General features: G+C 70.8%; 28 protein-coding genes. 10 read left to right on the top strand and 18 right to left on the bottom strand.

The annotated features are described in order from the left end of the window. Nucleotides 1-63 precede the first annotated feature (63 nt). Nucleotides 64-561, top strand: coding sequence for a hypothetical protein (locus V6S67_RS15525; RefSeq protein WP_334211079.1), 498 nt, complete (start codon nucleotides 64-66; stop codon nucleotides 559-561). A 3-nt stretch (nucleotides 562-564) separates the two neighbouring features. On the opposite strand, the gene V6S67_RS15530 is transcribed toward V6S67_RS15525, so the two are convergent. Further along, nucleotides 565-1761 carry a TerC family protein gene (locus V6S67_RS15530; protein WP_334211080.1) on the bottom strand — a complete coding sequence of 399 codons (1197 nt, stop codon included), beginning with the start codon at nucleotides 1759-1761 and terminating at the stop codon, nucleotides 565-567. A 138-nt stretch (nucleotides 1762-1899) separates the two neighbouring features. Between V6S67_RS15530 and V6S67_RS15535 the strand changes: the two genes are divergently transcribed. Then, a complete protein-coding gene (locus V6S67_RS15535; RefSeq protein WP_334211623.1) occupies nucleotides 1900-3045 on the top strand; it encodes an alcohol dehydrogenase catalytic domain-containing protein in 1146 nt (381 codons plus the stop codon). Nucleotides 3046-3098: 53 nt separating this feature from the next. Next, nucleotides 3099-3962 (top strand): aldo/keto reductase, encoded by an 864-nt coding sequence (locus V6S67_RS15540; RefSeq protein WP_334211081.1) that lies wholly within the window; start codon nucleotides 3099-3101, stop codon nucleotides 3960-3962. 125 nt (nucleotides 3963-4087) lie between these two features. Here V6S67_RS15540 and V6S67_RS15545 read toward each other — a convergent pair whose 3' ends face one another. Genes V6S67_RS15545 through V6S67_RS15555 form a run of 3 tightly spaced genes read right to left on the bottom strand, consistent with a single transcriptional unit; the run spans nucleotide 4088 to nucleotide 6559 of the window. After that, complete coding sequence (locus V6S67_RS15545) at nucleotides 4088-4741, bottom strand: cyclase family protein (protein WP_334211082.1); 654 nt, start codon at nucleotides 4739-4741, stop codon at nucleotides 4088-4090. Then, nucleotides 4728-6140: a purine-cytosine permease family protein gene (locus V6S67_RS15550; protein WP_334211083.1), complete on the bottom strand. Its 1413-nt coding sequence runs from the start codon at nucleotides 6138-6140 to the stop codon at nucleotides 4728-4730. Before V6S67_RS15550 ends, V6S67_RS15545 begins: the two co-directional genes overlap by 14 nt. Further along, entirely contained in the window at nucleotides 6137-6559 is a 423-nt protein-coding gene (locus V6S67_RS15555; RefSeq protein WP_334211084.1) for a YybH family protein, read from the bottom strand. The genes V6S67_RS15550 and V6S67_RS15555 overlap by 4 nt, the downstream gene beginning before the upstream one ends. A gap of 200 nt (nucleotides 6560-6759) precedes the next feature. On the opposite strand from V6S67_RS15555, the gene V6S67_RS15560 reads away from it, so the two are divergent. Continuing rightward, nucleotides 6760-7458, top strand: a complete 699-nt coding sequence (locus tag V6S67_RS15560; protein WP_334211085.1) for an SDR family oxidoreductase — start codon at nucleotides 6760-6762, stop codon at nucleotides 7456-7458. A 94-nt stretch (nucleotides 7459-7552) separates the two neighbouring features. Here V6S67_RS15560 and V6S67_RS15565 read toward each other — a convergent pair whose 3' ends face one another. The 3 genes from V6S67_RS15565 to V6S67_RS15575 all read right to left on the bottom strand — a co-directional run bounded on the left by V6S67_RS15565 (nucleotide 7553) and on the right by V6S67_RS15575 (nucleotide 9855). Next, a complete protein-coding gene (locus V6S67_RS15565) occupies nucleotides 7553-7903 on the bottom strand; it encodes a VOC family protein (RefSeq protein ID WP_334211086.1) in 351 nt (116 codons plus the stop codon). Between the two features lie 88 nt (nucleotides 7904-7991). Next, entirely contained in the window at nucleotides 7992-8675 is a 684-nt protein-coding gene (locus V6S67_RS15570; RefSeq protein WP_334211624.1) for a YqjF family protein, read from the bottom strand. Between the two features lie 112 nt (nucleotides 8676-8787). Beyond that, nucleotides 8788-9855 carry a spore photoproduct lyase family protein gene (locus tag V6S67_RS15575; protein ID WP_334211087.1) on the bottom strand — a complete coding sequence of 356 codons (1068 nt, stop codon included), beginning with the start codon at nucleotides 9853-9855 and terminating at the stop codon, nucleotides 8788-8790. Nucleotides 9856-9977: 122 nt separating this feature from the next. On the opposite strand from V6S67_RS15575, the gene V6S67_RS15580 reads away from it, so the two are divergent. Then, nucleotides 9978-10394 carry a DUF1801 domain-containing protein gene (locus V6S67_RS15580; RefSeq protein WP_334211088.1) on the top strand — a complete coding sequence of 139 codons (417 nt, stop codon included), beginning with the start codon at nucleotides 9978-9980 and terminating at the stop codon, nucleotides 10392-10394. Nucleotides 10395-10455: 61 nt separating this feature from the next. Continuing rightward, on the top strand, nucleotides 10456-11082 hold the full coding sequence (locus V6S67_RS15585) for a hypothetical protein (protein WP_334211089.1): 627 nt from the start codon (nucleotides 10456-10458) through the stop codon (nucleotides 11080-11082). On the opposite strand, the gene V6S67_RS15590 is transcribed toward V6S67_RS15585, so the two are convergent. Continuing rightward, on the bottom strand, nucleotides 11079-11657 hold the full coding sequence (locus V6S67_RS15590; RefSeq protein ID WP_334211090.1) for a GNAT family N-acetyltransferase: 579 nt from the start codon (nucleotides 11655-11657) through the stop codon (nucleotides 11079-11081). The two genes, V6S67_RS15585 and V6S67_RS15590, sit on opposite strands and share 4 nt — an antisense overlap. Before the next feature lie 93 nt (nucleotides 11658-11750). Here V6S67_RS15590 and V6S67_RS15595 point away from each other — a divergent pair, with 93 nt between their 5' ends. From V6S67_RS15595 to V6S67_RS15605, 3 genes are all read left to right on the top strand, one after another. Beyond that, nucleotides 11751-12254, top strand: a complete 504-nt coding sequence (locus V6S67_RS15595) for a MarR family winged helix-turn-helix transcriptional regulator (protein ID WP_334211091.1) — start codon at nucleotides 11751-11753, stop codon at nucleotides 12252-12254. Next, complete coding sequence (locus tag V6S67_RS15600) at nucleotides 12251-12463, top strand: hypothetical protein (RefSeq protein WP_334211092.1); 213 nt, start codon at nucleotides 12251-12253, stop codon at nucleotides 12461-12463. Before V6S67_RS15595 ends, V6S67_RS15600 begins: the two co-directional genes overlap by 4 nt. 174 nt (nucleotides 12464-12637) lie before the next feature. Beyond that, entirely contained in the window at nucleotides 12638-12967 is a 330-nt protein-coding gene (locus tag V6S67_RS15605; protein WP_334211093.1) for a hypothetical protein, read from the top strand. 26 nt (nucleotides 12968-12993) lie between these two features. On the opposite strand, the gene V6S67_RS15610 is transcribed toward V6S67_RS15605, so the two are convergent. From V6S67_RS15610 to V6S67_RS15635, 6 genes are all read right to left on the bottom strand, one after another. After that, nucleotides 12994-13626 (bottom strand): uracil-DNA glycosylase, encoded by a 633-nt coding sequence (locus V6S67_RS15610; RefSeq protein ID WP_334211094.1) that lies wholly within the window; start codon nucleotides 13624-13626, stop codon nucleotides 12994-12996. Nucleotides 13627-13734: 108 nt separating this feature from the next. Then, nucleotides 13735-14964, bottom strand: a complete 1230-nt coding sequence (gene manD / locus V6S67_RS15615) for a D-mannonate dehydratase ManD (RefSeq protein WP_334211095.1) — start codon at nucleotides 14962-14964, stop codon at nucleotides 13735-13737. Then, nucleotides 14961-15899, bottom strand: a complete 939-nt coding sequence (locus V6S67_RS15620; protein ID WP_334211096.1) for a TolB family protein — start codon at nucleotides 15897-15899, stop codon at nucleotides 14961-14963. The genes manD and V6S67_RS15620 overlap by 4 nt, the downstream gene beginning before the upstream one ends. Nucleotides 15900-15990: 91 nt before the next feature. Beyond that, a complete protein-coding gene (gene mgrA / locus V6S67_RS15625) occupies nucleotides 15991-17037 on the bottom strand; it encodes an L-glyceraldehyde 3-phosphate reductase (protein ID WP_334211097.1) in 1047 nt (348 codons plus the stop codon). A 98-nt stretch (nucleotides 17038-17135) separates the two neighbouring features. Further along, nucleotides 17136-18263, bottom strand: a complete 1128-nt coding sequence (locus V6S67_RS15630) for a Gfo/Idh/MocA family protein (protein ID WP_334211098.1) — start codon at nucleotides 18261-18263, stop codon at nucleotides 17136-17138. Beyond that, nucleotides 18260-18994 carry a sugar phosphate isomerase/epimerase family protein gene (locus V6S67_RS15635; RefSeq protein ID WP_334211099.1) on the bottom strand — a complete coding sequence of 245 codons (735 nt, stop codon included), beginning with the start codon at nucleotides 18992-18994 and terminating at the stop codon, nucleotides 18260-18262. The genes V6S67_RS15630 and V6S67_RS15635 overlap by 4 nt, the downstream gene beginning before the upstream one ends. 112 nt (nucleotides 18995-19106) lie before the next feature. On the opposite strand from V6S67_RS15635, the gene V6S67_RS15640 reads away from it, so the two are divergent. Further along, nucleotides 19107-20126, top strand: coding sequence for a LacI family DNA-binding transcriptional regulator (locus tag V6S67_RS15640; RefSeq protein WP_334211100.1), 1020 nt, complete (start codon nucleotides 19107-19109; stop codon nucleotides 20124-20126). A 104-nt stretch (nucleotides 20127-20230) separates the two neighbouring features. Here the strand turns inward: V6S67_RS15640 and V6S67_RS15645 are convergent, their stop codons facing one another. From V6S67_RS15645 to V6S67_RS15660, 4 genes are all read right to left on the bottom strand, one after another. Continuing rightward, nucleotides 20231-21148 (bottom strand): ROK family protein, encoded by a 918-nt coding sequence (locus tag V6S67_RS15645; RefSeq protein ID WP_334211101.1) that lies wholly within the window; start codon nucleotides 21146-21148, stop codon nucleotides 20231-20233. Continuing rightward, nucleotides 21145-23757: a glycoside hydrolase family 2 protein gene (locus V6S67_RS15650; protein WP_334211102.1), complete on the bottom strand. Its 2613-nt coding sequence runs from the start codon at nucleotides 23755-23757 to the stop codon at nucleotides 21145-21147. Before V6S67_RS15650 ends, V6S67_RS15645 begins: the two co-directional genes overlap by 4 nt. A gap of 66 nt (nucleotides 23758-23823) precedes the next feature. Next, nucleotides 23824-24615: an ABC transporter ATP-binding protein gene (locus tag V6S67_RS15655; RefSeq protein WP_334211103.1), complete on the bottom strand. Its 792-nt coding sequence runs from the start codon at nucleotides 24613-24615 to the stop codon at nucleotides 23824-23826. Beyond that, nucleotides 24612-25454, bottom strand: coding sequence for an ABC transporter ATP-binding protein (locus tag V6S67_RS15660; RefSeq protein WP_334211625.1), 843 nt, complete (start codon nucleotides 25452-25454; stop codon nucleotides 24612-24614). The genes V6S67_RS15655 and V6S67_RS15660 overlap by 4 nt, the downstream gene beginning before the upstream one ends. Nucleotides 25455-25498: the final 44 nt, after the last annotated feature.

The following is a 25498-nucleotide window of genomic DNA, read 5'->3' on the forward strand; positions in this document are numbered from 1 at the left end:
GTTGAGTTGAGTTGCACCCGGAAGGATCGGAGAACGGAACGGCCCGAACGAGGAGTTGATGACATGCAGAACGACGGCACCCTGTCGGCGATGGACTTCGCCGGGCTGTCCGTGTACGAGACCTGGATGCACTACTGCGCCATGGGCGGGCCCACCGACTACTTCGGGTTCGACGCGTACCTGCACGGCCTGGCCCCGCTCGACGGCGACGACGCCGATCTCGTCTCCCAGGCCGTCAACGAACTGATCGACGACGTGCTCCCCGAGGAGGAGGCGACGCTCTGCCGCGCACCCTACTCCTGGCGCCCGGCGTCCGGGACGGCCCTCCTGCACCTGCAGCACGAGGACGGGGTCGAGGACGCCCTCCCGCTCCCGATGGCGTCGCTCGCTGCCCCGCACACGGCGGCCACCTTCGGCTCGCTCTTCCTGGCCGGGCTCGACGCCGGCGCCCTGGCCGGCCGCCCCGGCGTACCCCTGCCTCCGGGTGCGCCCATGGAACTCCTCGGCGAGATCCTCGACAGCGCGGTCGTGAGCCGCGCCGTCTCCCGTCCGCGGCAGTAGCCCCTACCGGCCGGGTTCCCGCTCGAGGGCGGCGTCGTGCTCGGCGTGCGCCTTCCGGATCATCTCCATGAAGGCCGTCTCGTTGCGGATGAGGCGCTTGTACTTCTCAGGCAGCTTCCGGAGGTCCTGCTCCTCGGCACACAGCCTGTCGTAGATCTTCTCGCGCTCGGTGATGTCCGTCTCGTAGTTGAGGTCGAGGTATTCGGCGGCATGGCGCTTGGCGCCGGAGATCGCGTTCTTCGCCCGGCCCTTCGGGCTGAGGACGGAGGCCAGGACGGTCACGATCAGCACGCCGAGGATCACGCTGAGGGAGAGCCCGGTACTGATCTCGACGACGTCGACGTGCTCCCCGTTGTTGATGAACGGCAGGTTGTTCTCGTGCAGGGCGTGGAGGATGAGCTTCACGCCGATGAACCCGAGGATCACGGCGAGACCGTAGGACAGGTAGATCAGGCGGTCCAGCAGCCCGTCGATGAGGAAGAACAGCTGGCGCAGGCCCATGAGGGAGAAGGCCGTCGCGGTGAACACGATGAACGTGTTCTGCGTCAGGCCGAAGATCGCCGGGATGGAGTCGAGGGCGAAGAGGATGTCGGTGGCGCCGATCGCCACCATGACCAGCAGCATCGGCGTCAGGACGCGCTTGCCGTCCTCGACGGTGAACAGCTTGTCGCCGTCGTAGTGCTCGGAGGCCGGCAGGAAGCGCTTGGCGAGCCGGATGATGAGGCTCTCGCCCTCGTCGTCGTGCCCGCCCGGCTTGAGCAGGTTCCCGGCGGTGATCAGCAGGATCAGGCCGAAGATGTAGAACACCCAGGCGAAGCTGTTGATCAGCGCGGCGCCGAGGAAGATGAAGCCGGTGCGGGCGATGAGCGAGAAGACGATGCCGAACAGCAGCACCTTCTGCTGGTCCGCCCGCGGCACCTTGAAGCTCGACATGATGATGAGGAACACGAAGAGGTTGTCGACGGACAGCGCCTTCTCCGTGACGTAGCCCGCGAAGTACTCGGTCCCCATGGTGGGACCGCCGAAGACGAGCACACCGACGCCGAACAGCAGCGCGATGCCCACGTAGATCGAGGACCAGACGGCGGACTCGCGGAGCGTCGGCGTGTGCGCCTTCCGCACATGGAAGAAGAAGTCGAACAGGAGCAGTCCCACGATGCCGATCACCGTGGCGGTCCAGACGTAGATCGGTACTTCCATGCTGCAGGTCTCCTCGGGGGTCGTGTGCCGGCCTGGGTCCTTGGTGCGCGCTTGATCCATTGTGCCTGTACCGGCCCTCCCGCCCTAGACTGGCGCCATCCGCAGGACCGTGACGAAGGGGATCCCATGAGCTCGATGATGCGCGCCGCGGTGCTTCGCGCCGCCGCCCTGCCCGCCCCCTACGCGGGGAGCAACCCCCTCTCGATCGAAGCGCTCCCCGTCCCGGAGCCCCGGCCGGGCGAGCTGCTGGTGCGGATCGTCCGGGCAAGCCTCTGCCACTCGGACCTGTCCGTCATCGACGGCTCACGGATCCGCCCCCTGCCCATGGCGCTCGGCCACGAGGCCGCCGGCGTCGTGGAGCGCGTGGGCGACGGCGTGGAGGGCGTCCACGCGGGCGACCGCGTGGTCCTCGTGTTCGTCCCGTCGTGCGGCTCCTGCCGGGCGTGCTCCGCGGGGCGCCCGGCGCTCTGCTACCGCGGCGCGGAGGCGAACGGCACCGGCGACCTCCTGCACGGTCCCGCCGTCCTGAGGTCCGCGGACGGCGGGCGCATCAACCACCACCTCGGCGTGTCCGCCTTCGCCGACTACGCGGTCGTGGCCCGCGAGTCGGTGGTGGTGATCGACGACGACGTGCCCTTCGACATCGCCGCCATGTTCGGCTGTGCGGCCCTGACGGGCATCGGGGCCGTGCTGAACACCGCCGCGGTGCAGGAGGGCCAGTCCGTCGTCGTGTTCGGCCTGGGCGCGGTGGGGCTGATGGCGGTGATGGCCGCGGCGCAGGTCCCCGGGACCACGGTGGTCGCCGTGGACCCCCTCGCGTCGAAGCAGGAGCTCGGCCTGCGCTGCGGAGCCCGGCACGCGTGCGCGCCGGAGGACGCCGCCGCACTCGTCGAGGAGGCGACCGACGGTGGGGCCGATGTGGTGATCGAGGCCGTGGGCAGCGCGCGGGTGATGGACGCCGGCCTGCAGCTGCTCGCCCGCGGCGGCGCGCTCGTGTCCGTCGGGCTGCCGCACCCTGACCATCAGCTCACCACGCAGGCCCTGCAGTTCGCCGGCCTGGGACACCGCCTGCTCGGCTCCTACATGGGTGACGCCGTCCCCGAACGCGACATCCCGGCGTACCTCGACCTCTGGCGGCAGGGGCGCCTGCCCGTCGAGCTGCTCCACACCGACACCCGACCGCTGGCCGATCTCAACGAGAGCCTCGACGCACTCGCCGAGGGCCGCGTGGTCCGGAGGCTCTTCACAACCGACCAGGAGGGCGGGAGTTCCGTTCGCGGATAGATGGGAAGCATGCTTACCATGACGGCGGCACGTCTATCCCAAGGAGAACGACAATGCAGCAGCGCACACTCGGCGGAACCCCGGTCAGCGCCCTCGGTCTGGGCGGCATGCCCATGTCCATCGAGGGACGCCCCGACGAGGACCGCTCCATCCGCACCATCCACGCGGCCCTGGACGCCGGCATCACCCTGATCGACACGGCGGACGCCTACCACCGGGACGCCGACGAGGTGGGGCACAACGAGTCGCTCATCGCGAAGGCCCTGGCCACCTACGGTGCAGACAGCTCCGGCGTGCTCGTCGCCACCAAGGGCGGGCACCTCCGCCCCGGCGACGGCTCGTGGACCCTGAACGGCCACCCCGACTACCTCAAGGAGGCGGCCAAGGCATCCCTCAAGCGCCTCGGCGGGGATGCGATCGACCTCTACCAGTACCACCGCCCGGATCCCGAGGTCCCCTACGAGGACTCCGTCGGCGCCCTCAAGGACCTGCTCGACGAGGGGGTGATCCGGATGGCGGGCATCTCCAACGCCACCGTGGACCAGATCCGGCAGGCCGACGAGATCCTCGGTGGACGGCTCGTCTCCGTGCAGAACCAGTTCTCCCCGGCCTTCCGCTCGAGCGAGGACGAACTGCGGTACTGCGGCGAGAACGGCATCGCCTTCCTGCCGTGGAGCCCTCTCGGCGGCATCAAGAAGGCCGGCGGGCTCGGGGAGCACTTCGCGCCGTTCCAGGAGATCGCGGACCGGCACGGGGTCAGCCCGCAGCAGGTGTGCCTGGCCTGGGAACTGGCGCTCGCCCCGACGGTCATCCCGATCCCGGGCGCCTCCCGCCCCGAGAGCATCCAGGACTCGGCCCGGGCCGCCGGGCTCGAACTCTCGTCCGAGGAGATCGCCACGCTCTCCAGCACCGACTGATCCCCTCCCCGGACGCCCGCCTCCCCCGAAGCCGGGCGGCCGGGGATCCGGTCAGCCGCGCGTCCACGGGTTCCCCGCATCCGATGCCGGGGAGCCGTGGGCCGCTCGGGCCGCGGCAGCCCGGACTAGGCGCCGATCGGCTCCATGGCGACCGCGCGGACGGGGGCGCCGTCCGCTCCGGCGAGGGCCAGCGGGAGCACCGAGACCACCGGGCGGTCGCGGTCCACGGCGCCGAGGTTCGCGAGGTTCTCGACGATCACCCCGCCCGCCCCGAGGAACACGGTGTGGAAGGGCAGGACGCCGTCGTTCCGCAGTGTGGAGTCCGGGTTGAGCGTGTCGACGCCGACCACCGTGATGCCCGCCGCGAGCAGCCCCTCGGCCACCTCGACCGCGAGGACGGGATGCTCGAGGTAGCGTGGCGAGCCGAAGTGTTCGGACCATCCGGTGTTGAACAGCACCATCGCGATCCCGTCGAGGTCCTGCAGCTGACCGGCCACCGACGCCCACCGGATGGCCTCGTGCGGAGCGGGCGAGCCGCACTGCACGATGCGCGCCGGCCCGACGAGCCGCCCGAGGTCGATGCCGTCCACCGACTCACCGCCGAGGATCGAGTGCAGGGGCGCGTCGAGGTGGGTGCCGGTGTGCGAGCCGGCGTGGAGGGACGCCACCTGGTACCCGTCCTGCGCGACGGTCGCGACCGTGGTCACGGTGACCTCCGGATCCCCGGGGTACACCTGCATCCCCGTACGGATGGGCTGGGAGAGATCAGTGATCCGCATGGGTGGGCCGCGATTCGGGCAGCTGGAGGAGGTGGACGTGCGGGCGTCGCGTCCGGTCGATCCGCCGGGTGGCGGCCGCCCAGCCGAGGTAGAGCAGCGCGGAGAGCACGAAGGTGGGGATGGTGGCGCCGATGGGGCTCGGCACCACGTAGGTCAGGAGCAGGGAGGCGCCTGCTCCGACGAGCCACACCAGGACGGCCGCGACGTTGACGCCGCCGGTGTACCAGTACTCCCCGCCCCGGGCCTGCAGGATGTCCCGCCCGTAGTGGCGTGACCGCACCAGGTAGTAGTCCACGATCATGATGGCGAACACCGGGATGAACAGCGCCCCGATGACCGTGAGGAACGCCGTGAACCGGTCGAGGAGGGCGAGCCAGGTGGAGCCGAGGATCGAGACCGCGCCGAGGATGATCGCCGTCGGCAGGAACGTGATCCTGCGTGAGGGCGTCATGTTCACCACCGAGGCCACCATGCCGTAGACCACCATGGTGTTCGTGGCCATGACGGACAGGAAGATCACGACGGCCACCGGCGCACCGAAGGCGGCGACGATCACGGTCGGATCGAACGGCACCGCCTCGCCGCCGTCGAGCACCACGTAGCCGATGGCGGTGGCCCCCAGCGTCATGGCGAGCACGGTGGACAGCGTGTACCCGATGCCGGAACCGATGATCCCCGCGCGCTGCGTCCGGGCGAGGCGGTTGAACTCGGCGGACAGGACGGTCCAGGAGATCGCGGTCGCGATCACGACGTCGAGCGCGGCGACGGGCGTCCAGCCGGCCGCGGCGTCCTGCGGGATCGCGGAGAACTCCGCCGGGCTGTGCGCGAGGAACGCGACGGTGAAGACATACGCCATGAACGCGAGGATCACGAGGGCGAGCCATGGCTCGACGCGCGCGATGCCGGTGTGGCCGAAGACCGCCAGGCACACCACGAGCAGCTGGCACAGGACCGAGAACAGGACGGGGCTCGAGAAGCCGGTGGCCTGCTCGACGAGGAAGTTCACCGTGACCCCGGCGAGCATCGCCTGCACCCAGCTCCAGCCCATGAGGGTCACCACGTTCGCGGCGACGGGCAGGAAGGACCCGCGGAGGCCGAAGGACCCCTTGGTGAGCGACATCGTGGGCAGGCCGGTGCGGGTGCCCATGTTGCCGACCAGCACGAGGACCGAACCGCCGATCAGGGTGCCCAGGACGATCATGCCCACGGCGAGCCCCCAGCTGATGCCGGGCACGAACAGCGTCCCCGTCAGCAGGGTCGTGACGACGAGGTTCGCCGCCAGCCAGATCATCCCCATGCGCGCGGTTCCGAGGGTGCCGCGGAGGGGTCCGTAGCCGTCGGAGTTCTTGTCGAGGTGGTTCGACAGGCGCCGGTAGGCCGAGGTGGTGGTGTCGGTCATGATGCGCTCTCCTCAGGGGCAGCGGCGGGAAGGGGGCTCAGGTGCTCGTGGACGGCGTGGAGGGCGGTCCCGGAGCGGCGGAACACGATCGTCTCGCGTTCCCGGGTGGTATCGGAGACACCGCCGACGGCCGTGGTGGTCCTGACGTCGTGGGTGAACACGGCCGTGTCGCCGAGGAGCTGCACCCGCGGATTGCTGCTGATGCACCCGGTGACGCGCCAGCCGTCGGCGAGCCAGCCGGCCCAGAGCTGCTCGTAGTCCGCCCTGCTGTCCAGCCGGCGGGGTTCCGTGTGGAACACGAACGTCGCATCCTCCGCGAAGCACCCGAAGTAGGCGCGGGTGTCCGTGGCCCGGAAGGCATCGACCAGGGCAGTCGCCGCAGCGAGGACGTCCTCGTCGGTCAGGTTCTCGTTCGGCATGCAGCCCTCTTCCGTCCTCCTGTTGTCCCCCAGTGAACATTTGTTGTCCGGGTGATCATGGGTGACGCACACCACGAATGTCAATGAGGAGCCGTCCCGCGGGAGCCGGGAACGACGGCGGGGTGGAGCGCCCGGCAGGCCGTGCGGTCCGTGCGGTCCGGCCCGACGCACCCGCAGGCCTGCGTTGCTAGGGTTGCAGCATGTCCTCGAACCCCGTCGCCCTCATCACCGGTGCATCCCGCGGCATCGGCCGCGCCATCGCCGACGAGCTCGCCTCCAGCCATCACCTGCTGCTCGGCGGACGCGACCTGACCGCCCTCGCGGACCTGTCGTCATCGTTCCCGTCCGCCGAGCCGTTCGCGGCCGAGCTGCGCGACGCCGGCCAGGTGGCTGCCGCCGTCGCCGGCATCCCGCGGATCGACGTGCTCGTCCACTCGGCAGGCGTGCTGCGCATGGGCTCCGTGGCGGAGCTGTCCGACGACGCCTGGCGCGAGAGCTTCGAGGTCAACGTCTTCGCGGTGGCCGCGCTCACCCGGGCGCTGCTGCCGGCGCTGCGCGCGGCGCACGGCCAGGTGATCACCATCAACAGCGGCTCGGGGTACAGCTCGGGAGCGGGTTCGGCCGTGTACAGCGGCACGAAGTTCGCGCTGCGTGCGTTCACGGACGCCCTCCGGGAGGAGGAGCGTCCGCACGGCGTGCGGGTCAGTTCCATCCACCCCGGGCGGGTCGCGACCGACATGCAGGAGGAGCTGCACGCCTGGGAGGGCAAGGACTACCGGCCCGCGGCGTGGATCCAGCCGGACCAGGTGGCCAAGGCCGTCCGGCTCGCGGTCGACGCCTCGCCGGAATCGACCATCGAGTCCCTCAGCATCCGTCCGTCGGGCATCGCGCTCGGCTGACGCCACGACCGGGCGCGCTGACGCGGACCCGGACGGGGTCGGCCGACGTGGGGTCGCCCGCGGCGGGACAGGTGCCGTGCAGGGACAGGTGCCCTCAGGCGTGCCCGGCCACATCGAACCCGTTGCCCTGGGGGTCGGCGAGCGTGACCCACCGGAAGTTCTCGTCGCCCCGGCGCCCGATCAGGCTCGCCCCGGCCGTCAGCAGGCGGTCCACCTCGGCGTCGAGGTCGGACGCCGACAGGTCGAGGTGGATCCTGTTCTTGCCGGGAGTCGGCTCGTCGACCTTCTGGAATGCCAGCATCACCGGCAGCCCGCCGCCCTCGAGCACCACGAACCAGCCGTCGTTGGTCTGCGTGATGTCCGCTCCGGTCTGCTCGGCCCACCACCGGGCGAGCGATTCGGCGTCCGTGGTGTCGATCGTGATCATGCCCAGTGTGAGTGTCACGCGGACATCCTACGGGCGCCGGGGTCCGGAGGGAACGGGCCCGGAACGAGCGCGTCACGCGCGTCGCCCGCGGCGTCCGCGGCGTCCGTCAGGACCGGTGGACCACGCGCGGCCTCCCGAACTGCGTCTGCACACCCGGTGAGAACAGGACCGATTCCGGTGGTCCCTCCACCTGGATCCCCGCGGCGGCCAGCAGCCCGTCGTCGAGCTCCGTCAGCGTGGCGGGACGGACCGGCCACGGGGTGTGTGTGTTCGGGATGTAGAGGGTGCGGCGGCCGAAGGTGCTGTGCAGGCCGAAGCGCGCCGTGAGCTCCAGCGACAGCGTGTCCGCCGCGGTCGCCCCCTGGTCGGGACGCACGGCGAACCGGGACGCGGCCTGGCGTCCGTACCGCACGACGTCGTACCCGTACTCCCTCCGGCCGCCGTTCCCGCGCGTCGACGGCGAGCACCTGGACCAGACGTAGGGGATGCCGCCGGCCCGTGCGGCGAGCACGACGGCGAGGCGCGAGGCGTCGAGGGTCACGAACACGACGCCGCGGGTGCCGTCCGGCCCCCGCGAGTAGAGGCGCACGTTGATCTCGGTGAAGAACCCGAAGTAGGGCACCGGCAGGCCCTTGCCGAGTCCTGCGCCGATCATCCGGAAGCCGATCAGGCCGACCCACGAGGAGCCGTCCACCTCGTCGGGCACGACGCCGGGCGGCATGTACCGGGCGACGGCACCGGCGTCGATGCGCCAGTGCAGGAACACCGCGTCGGCCCAGAACTGATCCATGATGACGGGCCGCGGCAGTTCGGGGGGGAGATGCCACGCCGGGTCCCGGTAGTCCGCCCCCCTGCGCGGCGGAGTCGAACCGGACGCGGACCCCGGCGGCACGACGTCCCGGTCAGAACGCATAGCGGATCCGGCAGTAGGGCAGCTCGTCCGCGGCGAGGCGGAGGAACCCGTCGAGGTAGCCGCGCTTCTCGTAGGCGATGTAGCGCACATTCGTGAAACCGTTCTGCGACTGCTTGGTCTCCTGGAGGTCCGGCCTCCACAGGATCTCCTCGGCCTGCGGGTGCCAGCCCAGGTTGACCTCGTGCAGCTGCTGGTTGTGCGTGAGGAAGATGACCTCGGCCGCGAGCTGCTGCTTCGCGGCCTGCGACAGCGCGGCGTCGAGCTGCCGGAAGAGCTCGCGCCAGTCCGCCTGCCAGCCGGGCGTGACGATCACCGGTGAGAAGTTGACGTGCACCTCGTAGCCGGCCTCCACGAAGTCGTTGATCGCCGCGATCCGCTCGCTGACGGGGGTGGTCCGCACGTCCACGGTCTTCGCGAGCCGCTCGGGCATGAGCGAGAAGCGGACGCGCGTGCGTGCCTGCGGGTCCCAGGCGAGCATGTCGCGGTTCACGTACTTGGTGGCGAAGGACAGCTTCGCGGTGGGCAGGTCCCGGTACAGGTCCACGAGGTCCTGCACGTTGTCGCTGACGAGCGCGTCCACGGAGCAGTCGCTGTTCTCCCCGATGTCGTACACCCAGGCGTGCTCGTCGCACTGGTTGGGTTCCAGCTTGATGCCCTGGCGGGCCACGTGGCGCTCGAGGTACCCGCTGATCTGATCGATGTTGGCGAACACCGTGATGGGGTTGCTGTAGCCCTTGTGGCGGGGCACGTAGCAGTAGGCGCACGCCATGGCACAGCCGTTCGCCGTGGACGGGGCGATGAAGTCCGCGGACCGGCCGTTCGGCTTGGCCGTGAGGCTCTTCTTGACGCCGATGATCAGCGCCTCGGTCTTGATGCGGACCCAGCGCCGCACGTTCGCCTCGTCGCCGCTGAGCTCGGGGATGCGCCAGTGGCTGGCGACCTCGACGACGTCAGCGTCGGGCCATCGCGCGATGATCTCCTTGCCGCGCGGGAGCTCGGCGGCGGCCGGTTCCACGTAGATCCGGCTGATCTGGAGCAACTTGCTGGCCTGGAGCATACGACCTCTCGACGGTGCGGCTGTGCCGAAAGGATATCGGTCCGCACCGACACTTCTGGGCCGCCGGCTTCGGTCCTAGAGTGGGTACGGGGCCGCCCATGCCCCGGGAGAGGTGGTCGGGAATGGCTGGACTCCGCACGCAGCCGACGGCGCAGGACCCCAAGGCCTTCATCGGCACGGTGACGCATCCGACGCGCCGCAGGGACGCCGAGGAGCTGCTCGAGCTGATGGGCCGGGTCACGGGTGAGACCGCCGTGATGTGGGGTCCGTCGATGATCGGTTTCGGCCGGTACCACTACCGGTACGCGTCGGGCCACGAGGGTGACGCCCTGGCCGTCGGCTTCTCCCCGCGAGCGTCGGCCCAGGCCCTGTACGGGCTGCTCTCCGCGCCGGAGGCGGAGCTCCTGCTGCCGCGCCTCGGCCGGCACCGGCGGGGCGCCGGATGCCTGTACCTCACCTCCCTCGCCTCGGTGGACACGGGCGTCCTCGAGGAGCTCGTGGACACCGGCTACCGGTTCACCATGGGGCAGTCGGCGTGATCGGATGACACCGGACCGGGGCCCCGGGACGCCCTGGACGCCCTGGACACACGGCCACGGCATGGGTGACCGACGGCCGGTCGTCGTCGACCTCGGGGACCACGAGACGTCCGACGTCGCGCCCGCCTCCGGCGGCCGGAGGGGTGCCGCGTCCGCCCGGCCCCCCGCCCCGCCCGGCGGCGACTCGGCGGCCGCCGTCCCCACCGCGGAGGAGGCGCGTCCGCGGCGCCGCCGGACCGCATGGCTCGCGGCCGGCGTGGTGGGGCTGCTGGTCGTCGCCGCGAACCTGGTGCCCCGCGGTGAGGCGCCGCCACCGCTCGGGAAGGGCGTCGAGGTGCAGGACCGTCCGCTCGGGGTCTGCGAGGCCGTGGCCTTCGCGAACCAGACCGGCGGACTGCCGTCGAAACCCACGGTGCTGCCCGACCGGTCCAGCGGCTACTACGCCTATACCGACCCGGCGACCCGCGCCGCGGTGGTGGTGGGCCTGACCTACCAGGACGGCACCGTGTCGCTCTGCCGGCCGGTCCGGGAGCCCGGGACGGGCAGCCCGCAGCCCCGCCAGCGCGAACTCCCCCTCCTCGGCAGGGGCGACACCTATGCCTACGAGATCCGGTCCGGTGGACTCACGCTCATCGGTGAGCGCTCGGCGGACGGCACCGTCACGCGCGACGGCGCGCCCGCGTCCTAGGCGTCGGCCCGCCGGCGCCACTCCTCGGCCAGGATGCCGTATCCCACCCCGTCCAGCCACCGTCCGGAGCGGTGCAGGGACGCGGCTCGCGTGCTCGATTCGCGCCGCATGCCCAGTCGCTCCATCAGGCGCCAGGAGGGCGTGTTGTCCGCGAAGCACTGTGCCACGACCCGCCGTACGCCGAGGTCCTCGAAGGCGAGCCGCAGCAGTTCCGCCGCGGCCTCCGTGGCGTACCCCTGCCCGGTGAACGCGGGATCGAGGGCCCAGCCGATCTCGGCCGTCGTCGCGCGCGCCCTGGCGGTGACCTCCACCTGGGCCACCGCGTCCTCGACGGCGAGGTACAGGTCCCCGATCAGGGTGCCGCCGAGTTCCAGGACGTAGGTGGCGGCGAGGCGCTCGGGCTGTCGCAGCCGCTCGACGAACGCGTGCTCGTCCGACGGGTGCGTCGGGAGCCACTCTGAGACGGCGGCCAGCCTGCGATAGGCGAAGACCGACGGGAGGTCCGCGACCGCCGCGGGGCGGAGGGCGAGCCGCTCCGTGCGGACGGGCCAGCGCGTGGCGGGGAAGGACGTCATGCGGACATCATTCCCCGCGCCGGCCGGAGGACCGAACGCGCAATCAGTAGTACACTAACTATTAGGCTACTGACGATTGGAGGCGGACGCACCGTGGAGACGACCCTCGACGACGACCTCCTGCTCGAGCGCCAGCTGTGCTTCGCCCTGTCCGTGGCATCGAGGAGCGTGGTGGGCGCCTACCGGCCCGTGCTCGAGCAGCTCGACCTGACCCACCCGCAGTATCTCGTGATGCTCGCCCTGTGGGAGGAGAGCCCCCGCACGGTCCGGGACGTCGGCCGGGCGCTCGCCATGGAGTCGGCGACCCTCTCCCCCATGCTGAAGCGACTCGAATCCCAGGGGCTGCTCACCCGCACCCGCGTGCCCGGCAACGAACGGGCCCTCGCCGTGGACCTCACGCCGGCGGGACGCGACCTCCGCGCCGCCGCGCGCAGGGTGCCCGCCACCATGATGGAGCGGCTCGGGCTCACGCGCGAGCAGGTGGAGGCACTGAACGGAGCCATGCACGACATCATCCGCGCCACGGGGACCGAGCTCCCGGGCTCCCCCCGCGGTACGGATGCCATCCGCACGACACCAGGAGAGACCTCGGAATGAGCAAGAAGGAACCGCTGTCCGCGCGCTTCATGACCGCCACGGGAAAGCTGCGCATGTTCTTCGGGCCCGCTGCCCGCGGCACCACCACGGGCCCCATCGTGTACCGCGACGACGAGGCGCACCGACGGCGGCAGGAGGAACTGCAGCAGTGGACGGTGGTGCGGAACCCGGACGGCTCCACCTACCTCACCACCCGGCAGGAGCCGTAACCGGCAGACCCCCGGGGTCCGGACGACGTGCCCCGGGCGTCGACGCAGGCGGGTTTCGGAATTCCTGCGTCGGACCTGGCGTAGAGCGGCCACTGCAGGTGGCAGACTGTCCATGACAATGTCATGTGCCCTTGGCAACCACTGGGCGCATTCCTGACCGAGCAAAGGTCCTCCATGAGTACACAGTGCCCGTCTGCGCCCGCGTCCCTCGACGCCGCAGACCTCTCCCGGACCACGCTCCTCGTGGCCGGCGTCCGCGCCGCGCAGGATGCCGGGGCCGAAGCCGACCGGCTGGCCGCCGAGTCGGCCGAACTCCTCGACACCCTCGAGCAGACCATCGAGCGCCTCGCCTTCGCCCATCACGGGTGCATCCCCGCCGTCGAGGACCGGCAGGCCGACGACGAGGCCTTCGAGTGGGTCCGGCAGTCCCTCGAGGACATCTCGGCGACGCTGCGCGGGCTGGCACTCGGCCGTGCGGGATCCTGGCACACCGGGGCCCGGTAGTCCCCGTCACCGGCCCGAGCGGCCGGTCAGATGGACTGGCGGGCCCTGATGCCCGCACGGCCCATCGCGTCCGTGTAGGCCGACTGGATGTCCTTCAGCCACTGCTCCTGGTTGGCGGGCGTCCCCTTGAAGGCGCGCTCACCCGGGGACCGGACCTCGTAGATCTTGAAGCCGCGCTTCGCGATGGCCCGGTTCTCCAGCTTCATGAGCCGCCGTGCGGCCTTGTGGGCGTCGGCTCCGTGGGCCACGAGGGCGGACGCGCGGGGCACCTGCTGCAGGAACGTGAGCAGCGGCTTCACGCCGTCGGCGATCTGCTCCATGGTCAGTGCCCGCTCCTTGCCTTCCGGCAGGTACCACGGGTAGGCGTTCCACGGCATGACCGCATCCGGTCGCAGGCCCACGGCCTCGTAGATCCCTGCCATGCGGATGGAGCTGGGGTCGTCGTTCTCGAACGAAACGAAGCCCGAGGGCAACGATGCTCCCGGGCTTGAGAAGAGACTGACGATCTTGCAGCCGTCCACGTCGTGCACCGGGTCGATGTAGGGGACCGCCGATCCGGGCTTCGACTCGGCCAGCGTGTCGCACAGCCGGTTCACGTCCTCGATCCGCGGATCGTAGCGTAGTTCCCACTGCTGGTCCCGATAGGTGGGGTCTGACATGCGCTGTACCAATTCTGCCTCCTCGCGGACGGCGCCAGAGGTGGCGCGAACGTGTCCGCAGGATTCCAGCCTACGCCAGTGTGGCACCGACGCCGGGAGCACGGACCCTCACCAGTCGTGGACGGTGCCGTCGGTGAGGCGGTTGTAGGGCAGGTAGGCCTGCTGGTAGGGGAACGACGCCGCCGCTTCCTCGTTGAGTTCCACGCCGAGGCCGGGCTGGTCCCCCGGGTGGAGGTACCCGTCGACGAAGGTCATGGACTGCTCGAACACCGTGTTGGTCCTCTCGCTGTGCTCCATGTACTCCTGGATCCCGAAGTTGTGGATCGCCAGGCCCACGTGGGACTGGGCGGCCAGCCCGACGGGGGAGACGTCCGTGGGCCCGTGGAACCCGGACTTGATCTGGTACTGGGCGGCGTAGTCCATGACCTTCTTCAGCGGGCTGATCCCGCCGAAGTGCGTGGACGCCGCCCGGACGTAGTCGATGAGCTGCTCACGGATGAGGGTCTGGAAGTCGAAGACCGTGTTGAAGACCTCGCCCACGGCCAGCGGCGTGGTGGTGTGCTGGCGGATGAGCCGGAATGCCTCCTGGTTCTCCGCCGGCGTCACGTCCTCGAGCCAGAACAGGTCGTAGGGCTCCAGGGACTTCCCCAGCTTCGCGGCCTGGATCGGCGTCATGCGGTGGTGGCCGTCGTGCAGCAGCGGCAGTTCGGGGCCGAACTCGTTCCGGACGGCCTCGAACACGGTGGGGATGTGTCGCAGGTACGCGCGGGTGTCCCAGTCCTCCTCGGTCGGCTGAGCACCGCGTCCGGCGGGCTCGAAGTCGTACCGCTCGCCGGTGGCCTGGGCCTGCGCGGCGACCCCGTACAGGGAGGTGATGCCCGGCACGGAGGTCTGCACGCGGATGGACCTGTAGCCCTCCTCGAGGTGCTGCCGGATCGAGTCGAACAGCTCGGGCAGGTCCCGGCCCGAGGCGTGCCCGTAGGTCCGCAGCGCCGTCCGCGACGCGCCCCCGAGCAGCTGGTACACGGGCATCCCGGCGGCCTTGCCCTTGATGTCCCACAGGGCCATGTCCACGGCTGCGATGGCGGCCATCGTGACCGGCCCCCGCCGCCAGTACGCGCCGCGGTACAGGAACTGCCAGGTGTCCTCGATGCGGTGCGGATCCCGGCCGATCAGCAGTTGCGTGACGTGCTCCGTGAGATACGACGCGACGGCCAGCTCACGGCCGTTCAGCGTCGCGTCGCCGAGGCCCGTGAGCCCCTCGTCCGTGGTGATCTTCAGCGTCACGAAGTTCCGGGACGGACTCGTGACGATGACGTCTGCGGCGATGATCTTCATGCGTCCTCCAGGGGGTAGTCGACGTACGCGAACCGTCTGCTGTCGGGTGCCCAGCTGTTGACGTTCAGGGTTCCCTGGCCGCCGAACAGCGCGACGGCGTCCCACGCGTCCCGCCCCTCCGGGTCGGCCACGCGGAGCAGCACGGGCTCGTTGGGCGGGTGGCCCTGCACGCCCGGCGGGTAGCTGAGGTAGACGAGGCTCGCGCCGTCGGGTGCGGGGTGCGGGAACCAGTTGACGCGCTCGTCGGTGGTCAGCTGCTCCAGGCCGGAGCCGTCGGTCCTCATGCGGAACAGCTGCGAGTGACCGGGCAGCTCGGAGCCGCGCTCCGAGTTGAAGTAGAGCCACTGCCCGTCCGGGCTGTACTCGACGCCGTCGTGCGGGCTGTCCGAGTCCGTGAGCTGGCGCGTGGTGCCGTCCTCGACGCCCACGGCGTAGATGTTGAAGCGCATCCCGTCCGGCCGGCGGCGGCCCCCGATGTGCACGAGGGTGCTGCCGTCGGGCGAGATGCCGTGCAGGTAGCGTGCGTCGAGCCCGTCGTCGGGACGGGTGACGCGCTGCGCCTCCCCTCCGCCGAGCGGCACCCGGTAGAGGTGCCCGTCCTGGGAGGACAGGTAGAGGAAGCGCCCGTCGGCGGAGACCACGTGGTCGTTGTTGGAGTCGCTCACGGCACCGGTGAACACCACGCGCGGCTGGCTGTCCGCCCGCGGTGCCGTCCGGTACAGGAGGCCGTCGCAGTTGAAGACGAGCCCCTCACCGTCGGGCGTCCAGTTGGGCGCCTCGATGATGAAGTCCTCGGTCTCGAAGACGCAGGTCGAGGACCGCGTGGCGAGGTCGAACACCATGAGCCGGGAGCGCTGCCCGGGCAGGAGCTGTCGCCACGGGCTCTCCGCCGCCCTGCCCGACCGGTCGTCCCTCGTGCTGCTGTCCCGGTCCACGGTCGTCCTTCCGTGCATCGCCCTGGTCTGTGCCGCACGTGCCCGCGCCGGGCGGGACACGTGCCTCGGTTCAGTGGTCATCGCTCTCCGGCTAGGCCTCGAGTGCGCTCGCCCAGAGGTTGATGTCGGAGTCCACGGCGAACTCGTCGATCGCGTGCAGTTCCTCGGCCGTGAAGGCCAGGTTCCCCACCGCTGCCACGCTGTCCTCGAGCTGGGCCACACTGGAGGCACCGATCAGCGCCGAGGTCACCGGAGTGCCCTTGGACTGATCACGCAGCACCCAGGCGATCGCCAGCTGCGCCAACGACTGCCCCCGACCCTCCGCGATCGCGTGCAACCCCCGGATCCGCTCCAGGTTCCCGGAACTGAGCTGCCCCTGATCCAGCGACTTGCCCGCTGCCGCCCTCGAATCCTCGGGCACCCCGTCCAGATACCGGCTCGTGAGCAGCCCCTGCGCCAGCGGCGAGAACGCGATCGAGCCCGCCCCGACCTGCTCCAGGGCCTGGAACAGGTTCGGGGACCCGTTCTCCGTCCACCGGTTCAGCATCGAATACGAGGGCTGATGGATCAGCAGCGGCGTGCCCAGCTCCGCCAGGATCGCCGCGGCCTTCACCGTGAGCTCGGGCGAGTACGAGGAGATCCCCGCATACAGGGCACGCCCCGAGCGCACCGCGGTATCCAGGGCACCCATCGTCTCCTCCAGCGGGGTGTCCGGGTCCGGGCGGTGACTGTAGAACACATCCACGTACTCCAGGCCCATCCGCTCCAGCGACTGATCCAGGCTCGAGAGCAGATACTTCCGCGACCCCCACTCCCCGTACGGGCCCGGCCACATCCCGTACCCGGCCTTCGTGGAGATGACCAGCTCATCCCGGAACGGCCGGAAATCATCCCTCAGGTGCCGGCCGAAGTTCGTCTCAGCGCTGCCCGCCGGCGGCCCGTAATTGTTCGCCAGATCGAAATGCGTGACCCCCAGATCGAACGCCCGGCGCAGGATCGCGCGCTGCACATCGAACGCCTTGTCATCCCCGAAGTTGTGCCACAGCCCCAACGACACCGCCGGCAACAACAGGCCACTGGCCCCCACCCGCCGATACGGCATCGACTCGTAGCGATTCTCAACAGGCACAAAGGTCATGGGGGTGTTCTTCCGTTCGTGGTGGGGGGACGGCAGGGTGGCCGCCGTCGGGCCTGGACGGTGGGCGCCACGGAGCGACTCCGTGGCGCCCACCGGGATCAGGAGAGGGTGGACGCGTACGGGTCCCAGTCCTCGGGCAGCGGCTCGGCGGCGGTCGCCGTGCTGGAGAGCGACACGAACTCGCCGGTCTCGACGCTCTCGGAGATCGAGACCATGGCGTCGAGCACGTGGTAGGCCGTCTCGCCCTGGGCGCGGTGCGGGCGTCCCTCGCGCAGCGCGCGTGCCATCTCGAGCACACCGCTGCCGCGGGTCGACGTCGCGCCGACCGCCGGGATGGTCTCCGGCTCGTCACTCCCCCGCCGCGTGAGCGTCAGGTCGCCGGTGAAGTTGTTCGGGTCGGGGAATGCGAGCGTGCCCTCCGTGCCCGTGACCTCGACGAACCCGGCCCGCTTGAGCGGTGAGTCGAAGCTGAAGATGCTCTGCGAGGACTCGCCGTTCGCGAACTGTGCGATCGCGCTGACGTGCGAGGGGACGGTGACGTCGAAGACCTCGCCGGCCTTCGGACCCGATCCGATGGTCCGGGTCTCGCGGGACTTCGAGCCGAACCCGGCCACCTTCGTGATGGCGCCGAACGTCTGCACGAGGGTGGTCAGGTAGTAGGGACCGATGTCGAACAGCGGCCCGGCCCCCTCCTGGAAGAGGAAGGCGGGGTTCGGGTGCCAGGACTCGGGGCCCGGGGACTGCATCAGGGTCAGGGCCGTCAGGGGGACCCCGATGTCGCCGCGCGCCACGAGCCGCAGCGCGGTCTGCAGGCCCGCACCCAGGAAGGTGTCGGGGGCGCAGCCGAGCCGCACACCGGCGGCGTCGGCGGTCTTCAGCAGGCCGATGCCGCTCTCGCGGTCCAGCGAGAAGGGCTTCTCGCTCCACACGTGCTTGCCGGCGTGGACGGCGGCGGTCGCCACCTCGACATGCGCGGCGGGGATGGTCAGGTTGACCACGATCTCGACGTCGGGGTGGTTCAGGGCGTCCTGGACGCCGCCGGAGGCCGGGACGCCGAACTCGGCGGCGCGGGCGGCCGCGACCTCCTCGAACATGTCGGCGACGATGTGCACCTTCACGTCCGGGAAGCTGGTCAGGTTGGTCAGGTATTCCTTGCTGATGACCCCGGCGCCGATGACGGCGACGCCGACGGGGCCCGTGCGCTCGGCATGCATGGGGGCGCTCATTTCCTTCCCTCGTTCAGGTACGCGAGGCTGTCGGTGACGGCCGTGAAGATGTCGCCCTCGAAATCGTCGAGTTCGACGACGGCGGCCTCCAGGCCGGGGACGGCGTCGAGCACGTCCCAGACGCGCATCTTCCCGGATCCGACGGCCACCTGCTCCTTGTCGTTCTTGGTGAGCGGTCCGTCCTTGATGTGGACGAAGCGCACGCGGTCGCCGAGGCGGCGGAGCAGTTCCACGGGGTCCTCGCCACCCACGGCGGCCCAGTAGGTGTCCACCTCGAGCACCACGGCGGGATCGAGGTAGCCGGCGAGCACCTCCAGCGCGGAGGTGCCGTCGATGCGCTCCTCGAGTTCGAACTCGTGGTTGTGGTAGCCGACGGTGATGCCGTACTCGGCACCCTTCTTCGCCGCGGCGTTGAGGGCCTCGGCGGTGGCCCTGATGTCCGCGTCCGTGGTCCAGTGCGAGCGTTCCACGTGGGGGTCGATCACGGTGCCGATGCCGAGCTTGCGGGCGGCCTCGAAGATCTCGTCCTGGTCGGCGCGCAGGAGCGGTGCGTGGCCGGACGGGGCGGTGAGCCCGCTCTCCGAGAGGGCGGCCGCGAGCTCGTCGGCGGTGGCCACGAAGTTGTAGGGCTCGACGGCGGTGTAGCCGAGTGCGGCCACGCGCTTGATGGTGCCCGGCAGATCCTCCCCCAGTGCCGTCCGCAGTGTGTAGAGCTGGAGTGAATACGTCACGGAGAATTCTCCTCGCTGAGAAAATGGGATTACTGAACCGGTTCAGGTACTACACGAACCTAGGGGATATGCCCGGGCGGGTCAAGCAATTCCTGGGGCTATTGTGTAAGCCATGGCCAAGGAAACCATTGCGGGTCTGGCGAAGAGGCTGGGTATCTCGAAGGCATCCGTGTCCTACGCCCTCAACGGCCAGCCGGGGGTCAGCGAGCTGACCCGGCGCCGCGTCCTGGACCTCGCGGAGGAACTCGAGTGGTACCCGAGCTCGTCCGCGCGCGCCCTCTCCCGGTCGCGGGCGGGGGCCGTGGGGATGGTGCTGTCCGCCGACCCCGTCCTGATCGGCACCGAGCCGTACTACATGGCGATGCTCGCGGGCATCGAGACCGCCCTCGCCGAAGGGGACATGGCCCTGATGCTGCGGATGGTGGGGAAGGACCCGGCGCAGGAGCGCGCCACCTACGAGCGCTGGGCGGGCGAGCGGAAGGTGGACGGCGTCCTGGTGTTCGACCACCTGCACGACGATCCCCGGCCCGCACTGCTGGACCGGCTGGGCCTGCCGTTCGTGCTGCACGGGGCACCGGAGTCGGAGGTGACGCCCGCGTTCTCCGGGACGACGACCGATCACGCCGGGGACGCCGCCACGATCGTCCGCCACCTCCATGACCGCGGGCACCGCAGGATCGCCCATGTCTCCGGCCCCCGCACGTTCCTCCACGAGGAGGAGCGGATCCGCGGCGTGGCGGAGTGCGCGTCCGGGCACGGCATCGAGGTGGTCCGGTACGAGGCGAACTATGCGCTCGAGGCCGGGCACGACGCCGTCGTGTCGCTCCTGCACGCGCCCGGGGACCGGCCGACCGCGATGGTCTTCGGCAACGACCTCATGTCCATGGGCGGGCTCCTCGCCCTCCGCGAGCTCGGGCTGCGCTGCCCGGGGGACGTGGCGATCGTCAGCTGGGACGATTCGCTCCACTGCCAGCTCGCGTCGCCCGCCGTCACGGCGCTGTCCCGCAACCCGGGGATGCAGGGACGGGTGGCGGCGGAGCTGCTGCTCGCCCTGCTCGACGCCGGCGGTATCCAGACCCGTTCCATGCCCGTCAGCGAACTCGTGGTGAGGTCCAGCACCGCCGCGGCCTGAGCGGGCGGCCCGGACACTATCGGTGCACAGTATTAAGGTACGGAAAGCCCTGCCCGTCGCCCGTGATCGGGCGACGGGCAGGGCAGGGACGGCAGGTGCGGCTGCTAGCCGGCCGCCGCCAGCACCGCACCGAGGGGCAGGGCGTCGCCGGCGAGCGACAGGGCGCCGCGGACCCCGGACTCGTCACCGAGTGCGGGCCGGACGACGTAGCCGCTACCCGGATCCGTGAGCGGGTGCTCGGCCAGCGCCCCGCCGACGAGCAGCGCGAGCTGCTCCCGCACGGCGTCGAGCAGCCCCGCCGTCTTCAGCACCCCGCCGCCGACGACGATCCGCTGCGGGGCCACCGCGTACGTGACCGTCGCGAGCAGTTGCGCGATGTAGTAGGCGGACAGGGCGACGGCGTCCTGGTGCAGGGACCCGAGGTCGGTACCCGGCCTCCCCCACCGTGCCGTGATCGAGGGCCCGGAGGCGAGCCCCTCGAGGCAGTCCCCGTGGAACGGGCAGACACCGGGGAAGGAGTCGTCCGCGTGCCGCCGGATGATCAGGTGCCCGAGTTCGGGGTGGCTGCGGAGGGTGAAGGGCACGCCGCCCACCACGATCCCGGCGCCGACGCCGGTGCCCACCGTCACGTAGACGAGGTCACTGACGCCGCGGCCCGCACCGAACCGGTGCTCGCCGAGTGCCGCGCCCGTCACGTCCGTCACGAGCCGGACCGGGGTCCCGGGTGCGAGGTGGAGGCCCGCGACGAGGTCCGTGTCCCGCCACCCGGGCTTCGGTGTGGAGGTGATCCAGCCGAAGCGCTCCGCCGCGGCGTCGACCTCCACCGGCCCGAAGGACGCGATGCCCACCGCGTCGAACCGACCCCCGACGGCGTGCGGGGCGAGGAAGTCCCGCACCGCAGCCAGGGTCTCCGCCGGCGAGGTCGTGTCGATCCGCGCCTGGTCCACGAGGACGCCCGGATCCTGCGGGTCGGCGACGGCGCAGATCACCTTGGTGCCGCCGGTCTCGATGCCTGCGATCATCGCGCCGCGTCCCCCGCGGCCCCGCCCGACCCGCTGGGCACGAGGGACGAGCCGTCGCCGATGCACCGGACCACGGGGGACAGCGTGGCGGCCGAGAGGTCGGCGGGCGCGTCGAGCGGACCGCCGTCGCGCCGGCTGATCGTGAAGACGGCGGTCTCCCCGGGCAGCACCGTGAGCATCATGTCGTCCACGACGAGTTCCGGGGCGCCCACGCCGAGCATGTCGGCGAGGCGGTCCGCGAAGACGCAGAGGTCGCGCAGCAGCGTCTCCGCGTGGACGCTGACGCGCACGGTGCCGCCGTCGGCCGTGGCCTCCGCCGTGAAGCGCGGTGCCGCGGGTGCGAGCGCGGCGTCGGGTGCGAAGAACCACGTGGACCGCAGTCCGTCCGCGTCGGCCACGAGGAACTCGGAGTCGCTGACGGCGGTGAGGCCCCCGGGGAGGAGGGCACGCGCCGTCCCGTCCGCCGCGGCGGTGAGCGGGAGGGTCTCGCGGGCGAGCTCCGTCCCGTCCAGCGCGAGGCGGCGCACGACGACGTCGGCCGCCCAGGCGGACAGCCCGTCGTTGACGAGCACCACTTCGAGGCCGTCCGGGCCCGTGGGGTCATCCGTCCCGCCGGCCGTGACGGGGACGATCGCCAGCAGGTGGTCGGCGAAGGAGCGGCGCAGCGCGTACCAGACCGGCTTCTCGATGCCGTCGCCGTCCACGGCGGACCAGCTGAGCACGGGCCAGCAGTCGTTGAGCTGCCAGATGACCACGCCCGCGCAGCGCTCGCGTGTCCGCAGCCATTCGGCGCCGACGGCCTGTGAGCGGGCCTGCACCATCTGGGTGAGGTAGTGCCAGTCCTCGGCCGCCCCGGGGGCGCCGAAGTAGGGCTCGAGGCCTCGGGCGAGCTTCTCCATGCCGTCCGCGGCCCGCATGTGGTGGGCCACCTGCGGGTTCTCCGGGACGAGGTCGCCCTCGGTCACGACGCGCTGCAGGGTGGACCAGGCCGGGGGTGCGCACCAGCCCATCTCGGAGACGAAGGGCGGGTCGACGTCGCGGTAGTGGACGTAGTCCACGTTGTTCCAGACCTCCCAGATGTGCACGGGCCCGGAGTCGCGGTCGTTCGGGTGCCTGTCCAGGGACCCGGACCACGGGCTGTTCGGCACATAGGGGCGGGAGGGGTCGAGGCGGTCGATGACGCCCGGGAGGACCTCCGTGTAGAAGGCGGCGCCGTACGGGCGTCCGTCGAGGATCTCGGGCCAGCCCCAGTCGTACATGCCCCACACGCACTCGTTGCCGCCGCACCAGATCACGAGGCTCGGGTGCGAGGACAGGCGCGCCACGGCCTGCTCCGCCTCGGTGGTCACGGCCTCGATCATGGCGTCGGACTCGTCGTAGGCCGCGCAGGCGAAGAGGAAGTCGTGCCAGACCATGAGTCCGCGTTCGTCGCAGCCGGCCATGAACTCCTCGGTCGAGAAGTAGCCGCCGCCCCAGACCCGCAGGAGGTTCGCGCCGCCGTCGACCGCCTGGTCGAGGCGCTGCCCGAGCCGCTCGTCGGTGACCTCGGCGATGAAGGGGTCGTCCGGGATCCAGTTGTAGCCGCGGACGCGGACGCGGCGGCCGTTGACCGCCAGGGCCCAGGTGGTGCCGATGGCGTCGGGTTCCTCCTCCACTGTCACGGTGCGCAGGCCGATGCGGCGCGTGCCGGTGGACAGTGCGTCGCCCCCGCCCTCGCCGGCACCGTGGAGGACCACGGACAGGCCGTAGAGCGGCTGGGCGCCGAGCCCCACGGGCCACCACAGCTCGGGATCGGCGACGTCGAGTGCGAGCACCACGTCGTCGGCGTCGACGGGGACGCTCACCCGCGCGGCCTCGGAGCCGTCCGGTGCGGTGAGGACCGCGGTCAGGGTCAGTTCGGACGCCGGGTCGGGGCGCTCGACCCCGACGCTGACACCGACGGTCGCCGTCGTGCCGCCGGGTCCTTCGTGGAGGGCCGTGTCGGGCCGGATCGAGGCGATGCGCCCGCGCGACCAGGACTCGAGGCGGATCGGCTGCCAGATACCGGCCGTGACGTAGTGCGGCCCCCAGTCCCAGCCGAAGTTGCAGGCGCTCTTGCGCACGTACGGGTAGGGCTCGTCGTAGGGGCGCGGCAGTTCCCCGCCGAGCTGGGCCTCGCACTCGTGGGCGGCGTCCCAGGCGGAGCCGAACGTGATCTCCAGGAGGTTCTCGCCGGGGGTGAGCAGGTGGGCGACCTCCCAGCGGTACCCGATGTGCTGGTCCGCGGTGACGGCGACGTCCTGGCCGTTCAGGCGCACGGTCGCGAAGGTGTCGAGGCCGTCGGCCACGAGCTCGGTCCGGTCCTCCGACGTCCCGTCCCAGGTGAAGGTCCGCGAGTAGGTCCACTGCGAGTGCCCGATCCACATCTGGTCCGCCTCGCGCAGGCCGACGTCGGGGTCCTCCAGCAGGCCGGCGGCCAGCAGGTCGGTGTGGACCTGGCCGGGCACGGTGGCGGGGATGGCCGCGCCGCCCGTGGCGTACGACGGCGAGCCGTCCGGTCCGGCGGTCCAGGTGAGCTGCCAGGTGCCGCCCAGGTCGAGGGTCTGCGGGGCGGTGGTCGTGTGGTTCATGCACATACTCCAGTGGTGGGTCTGCGGCGCCCTGGGGGCTGCCGGTGGTTCGGGGGCCTGCGGGGATCAGGCGCTGAGGCGCTTCTCCGGGTTCGGGGCGGCTTCGGCCAGCAGCTGCGTGTACTCGTGCTGCGGGTTCAGGATCACGTCGTCGGCCGGGCCGCGCTCCACGATCTCGCCCTTGAACATGACGAGGATGTCGTCCGAGAAGTGGCGTGCCGTGGCGAGGTCGTGGGTGATGTAGAAGACCCCGAGGTTCTCCTCGCGCTGCAGGTCGGCGAGGAGGTTCAGGACGCCGAGGCGGATCGAGACGTCGAGCATGGAGACGGGTTCGTCCGCGACGAGGATCTTCGGTTCGGGGGCGAGCGCGCGGGCGATGGCGATGCGCTGGCGCTGGCCGCCGGAGAGTTCATGCGGTTTGCGCTGCGCCATGTCCGGGTCGAGCCGCACGCGTTCGAGCAGCCTGGTGACGCCGGCCAGCACCTCGTCGCGGCCCGTGGCCTTGCCGTGCAGGATGAGCGGGCGCCCGATGTGGTGGGCGATGGTGTGGTACGGGTTCAGCGAGGCGAACGGGTCCTGGAACACCATCTGCACGTCGCTGCGGTACTGCCGCAGGCCTGCGCCGCGCCGGCTGACCGGGGCCCCGTCGAGCAGGATGCTGCCGGACGTGGGCTTCTCGAGCTGCATCAGCAGCTTCGCCAGGGTGGACTTGCCGCTGCCGCTCTGCCCGACGAGGGCCACGGTGCGTCCGCTGTCGATCGAGAAGCTGACGTTGTTCACCGCCTTCAGGGTGCTCGACCGGCGCCCGTTGCGGAGCCTGTACTCCTTGACGAGGTCCTTCACTTCGAGGGCGCTCATGCGGGCTCTCCGTTCTGCGCGCGTGATCCGCCGCGGATGAAGTCGCCGCGTTCCCCGGTCAGGCTGGGGAAGGATGCGAGCAGCTTCTTGGTGTACTCGTGCTGGGGGTCCGTGTACAGCTCGACGGCGTCGCCGAGCTCCACGATCTCGCCCTCGCGCATCACCGCGATGCGGTCGCTGATCTCCAGCAGGAGGGGGAGGTCGTGCGTGATGAAGATGACCGCGAAACCGAGGTCGGCGCGAAGCCGGGTGATCTCCCGCAGGATGTCACGCTGGACCACGACGTCGAGGGCCGTGGTGGGTTCGTCCATGATCATGACCTGCGGGTCCAGCGCCATGGCCATGGCGATCATGACGCGCTGGCGCATGCCGCCCGAGAGTTCGTGCGGGTAGGAGCGGAGCCGGCTCCGGTCCACGCCCACGCGTTCGAGGAGGTCCCCGCACCTCGCGCGGCGCTCCTTCTTCGGCATGTCCGGCCGGTGGGTGGAGAAGATGTCCTCGATCTGGCTCTGGATGGTGATGACCGGGTTGAGCGAGTTCATGGCGCCCTGGAAGACCATGGCGATCTTGTCCCAGCGGAAGGCGCGGAGCTCCTCGCCGCTGAGTTCGTTGAGGTCGATCACATAGCCCTCGCGCGAGTGGAAATGGGCGCTGCCGCCGGTGATGACGGCCGGCGGCTTCAGGAGCCGGTTGATGCCATAGGCGAGGGTGGATTTGCCGCAGCCGCTCTCCCCCGCGAGGCCCAGGATCTCCCCGCGACCGAGGGTGAGGCTCACGTTCTTCACGGCCTTGACCACGCGGTCGCCCTTGTACTCGACACTGAAGTCGTCGATGGTCAGGACCGGGTGTTCGCGCGCCTCCGCGGCGCGGCCGCTGCGCTGCT

It is taken from the genome of Arthrobacter sp. Soc17.1.1.1, assembly GCF_036867195.1.
In the GTDB taxonomy this organism is placed as follows: Bacteria; Actinomycetota; Actinomycetes; order Actinomycetales; family Micrococcaceae; genus Arthrobacter_D.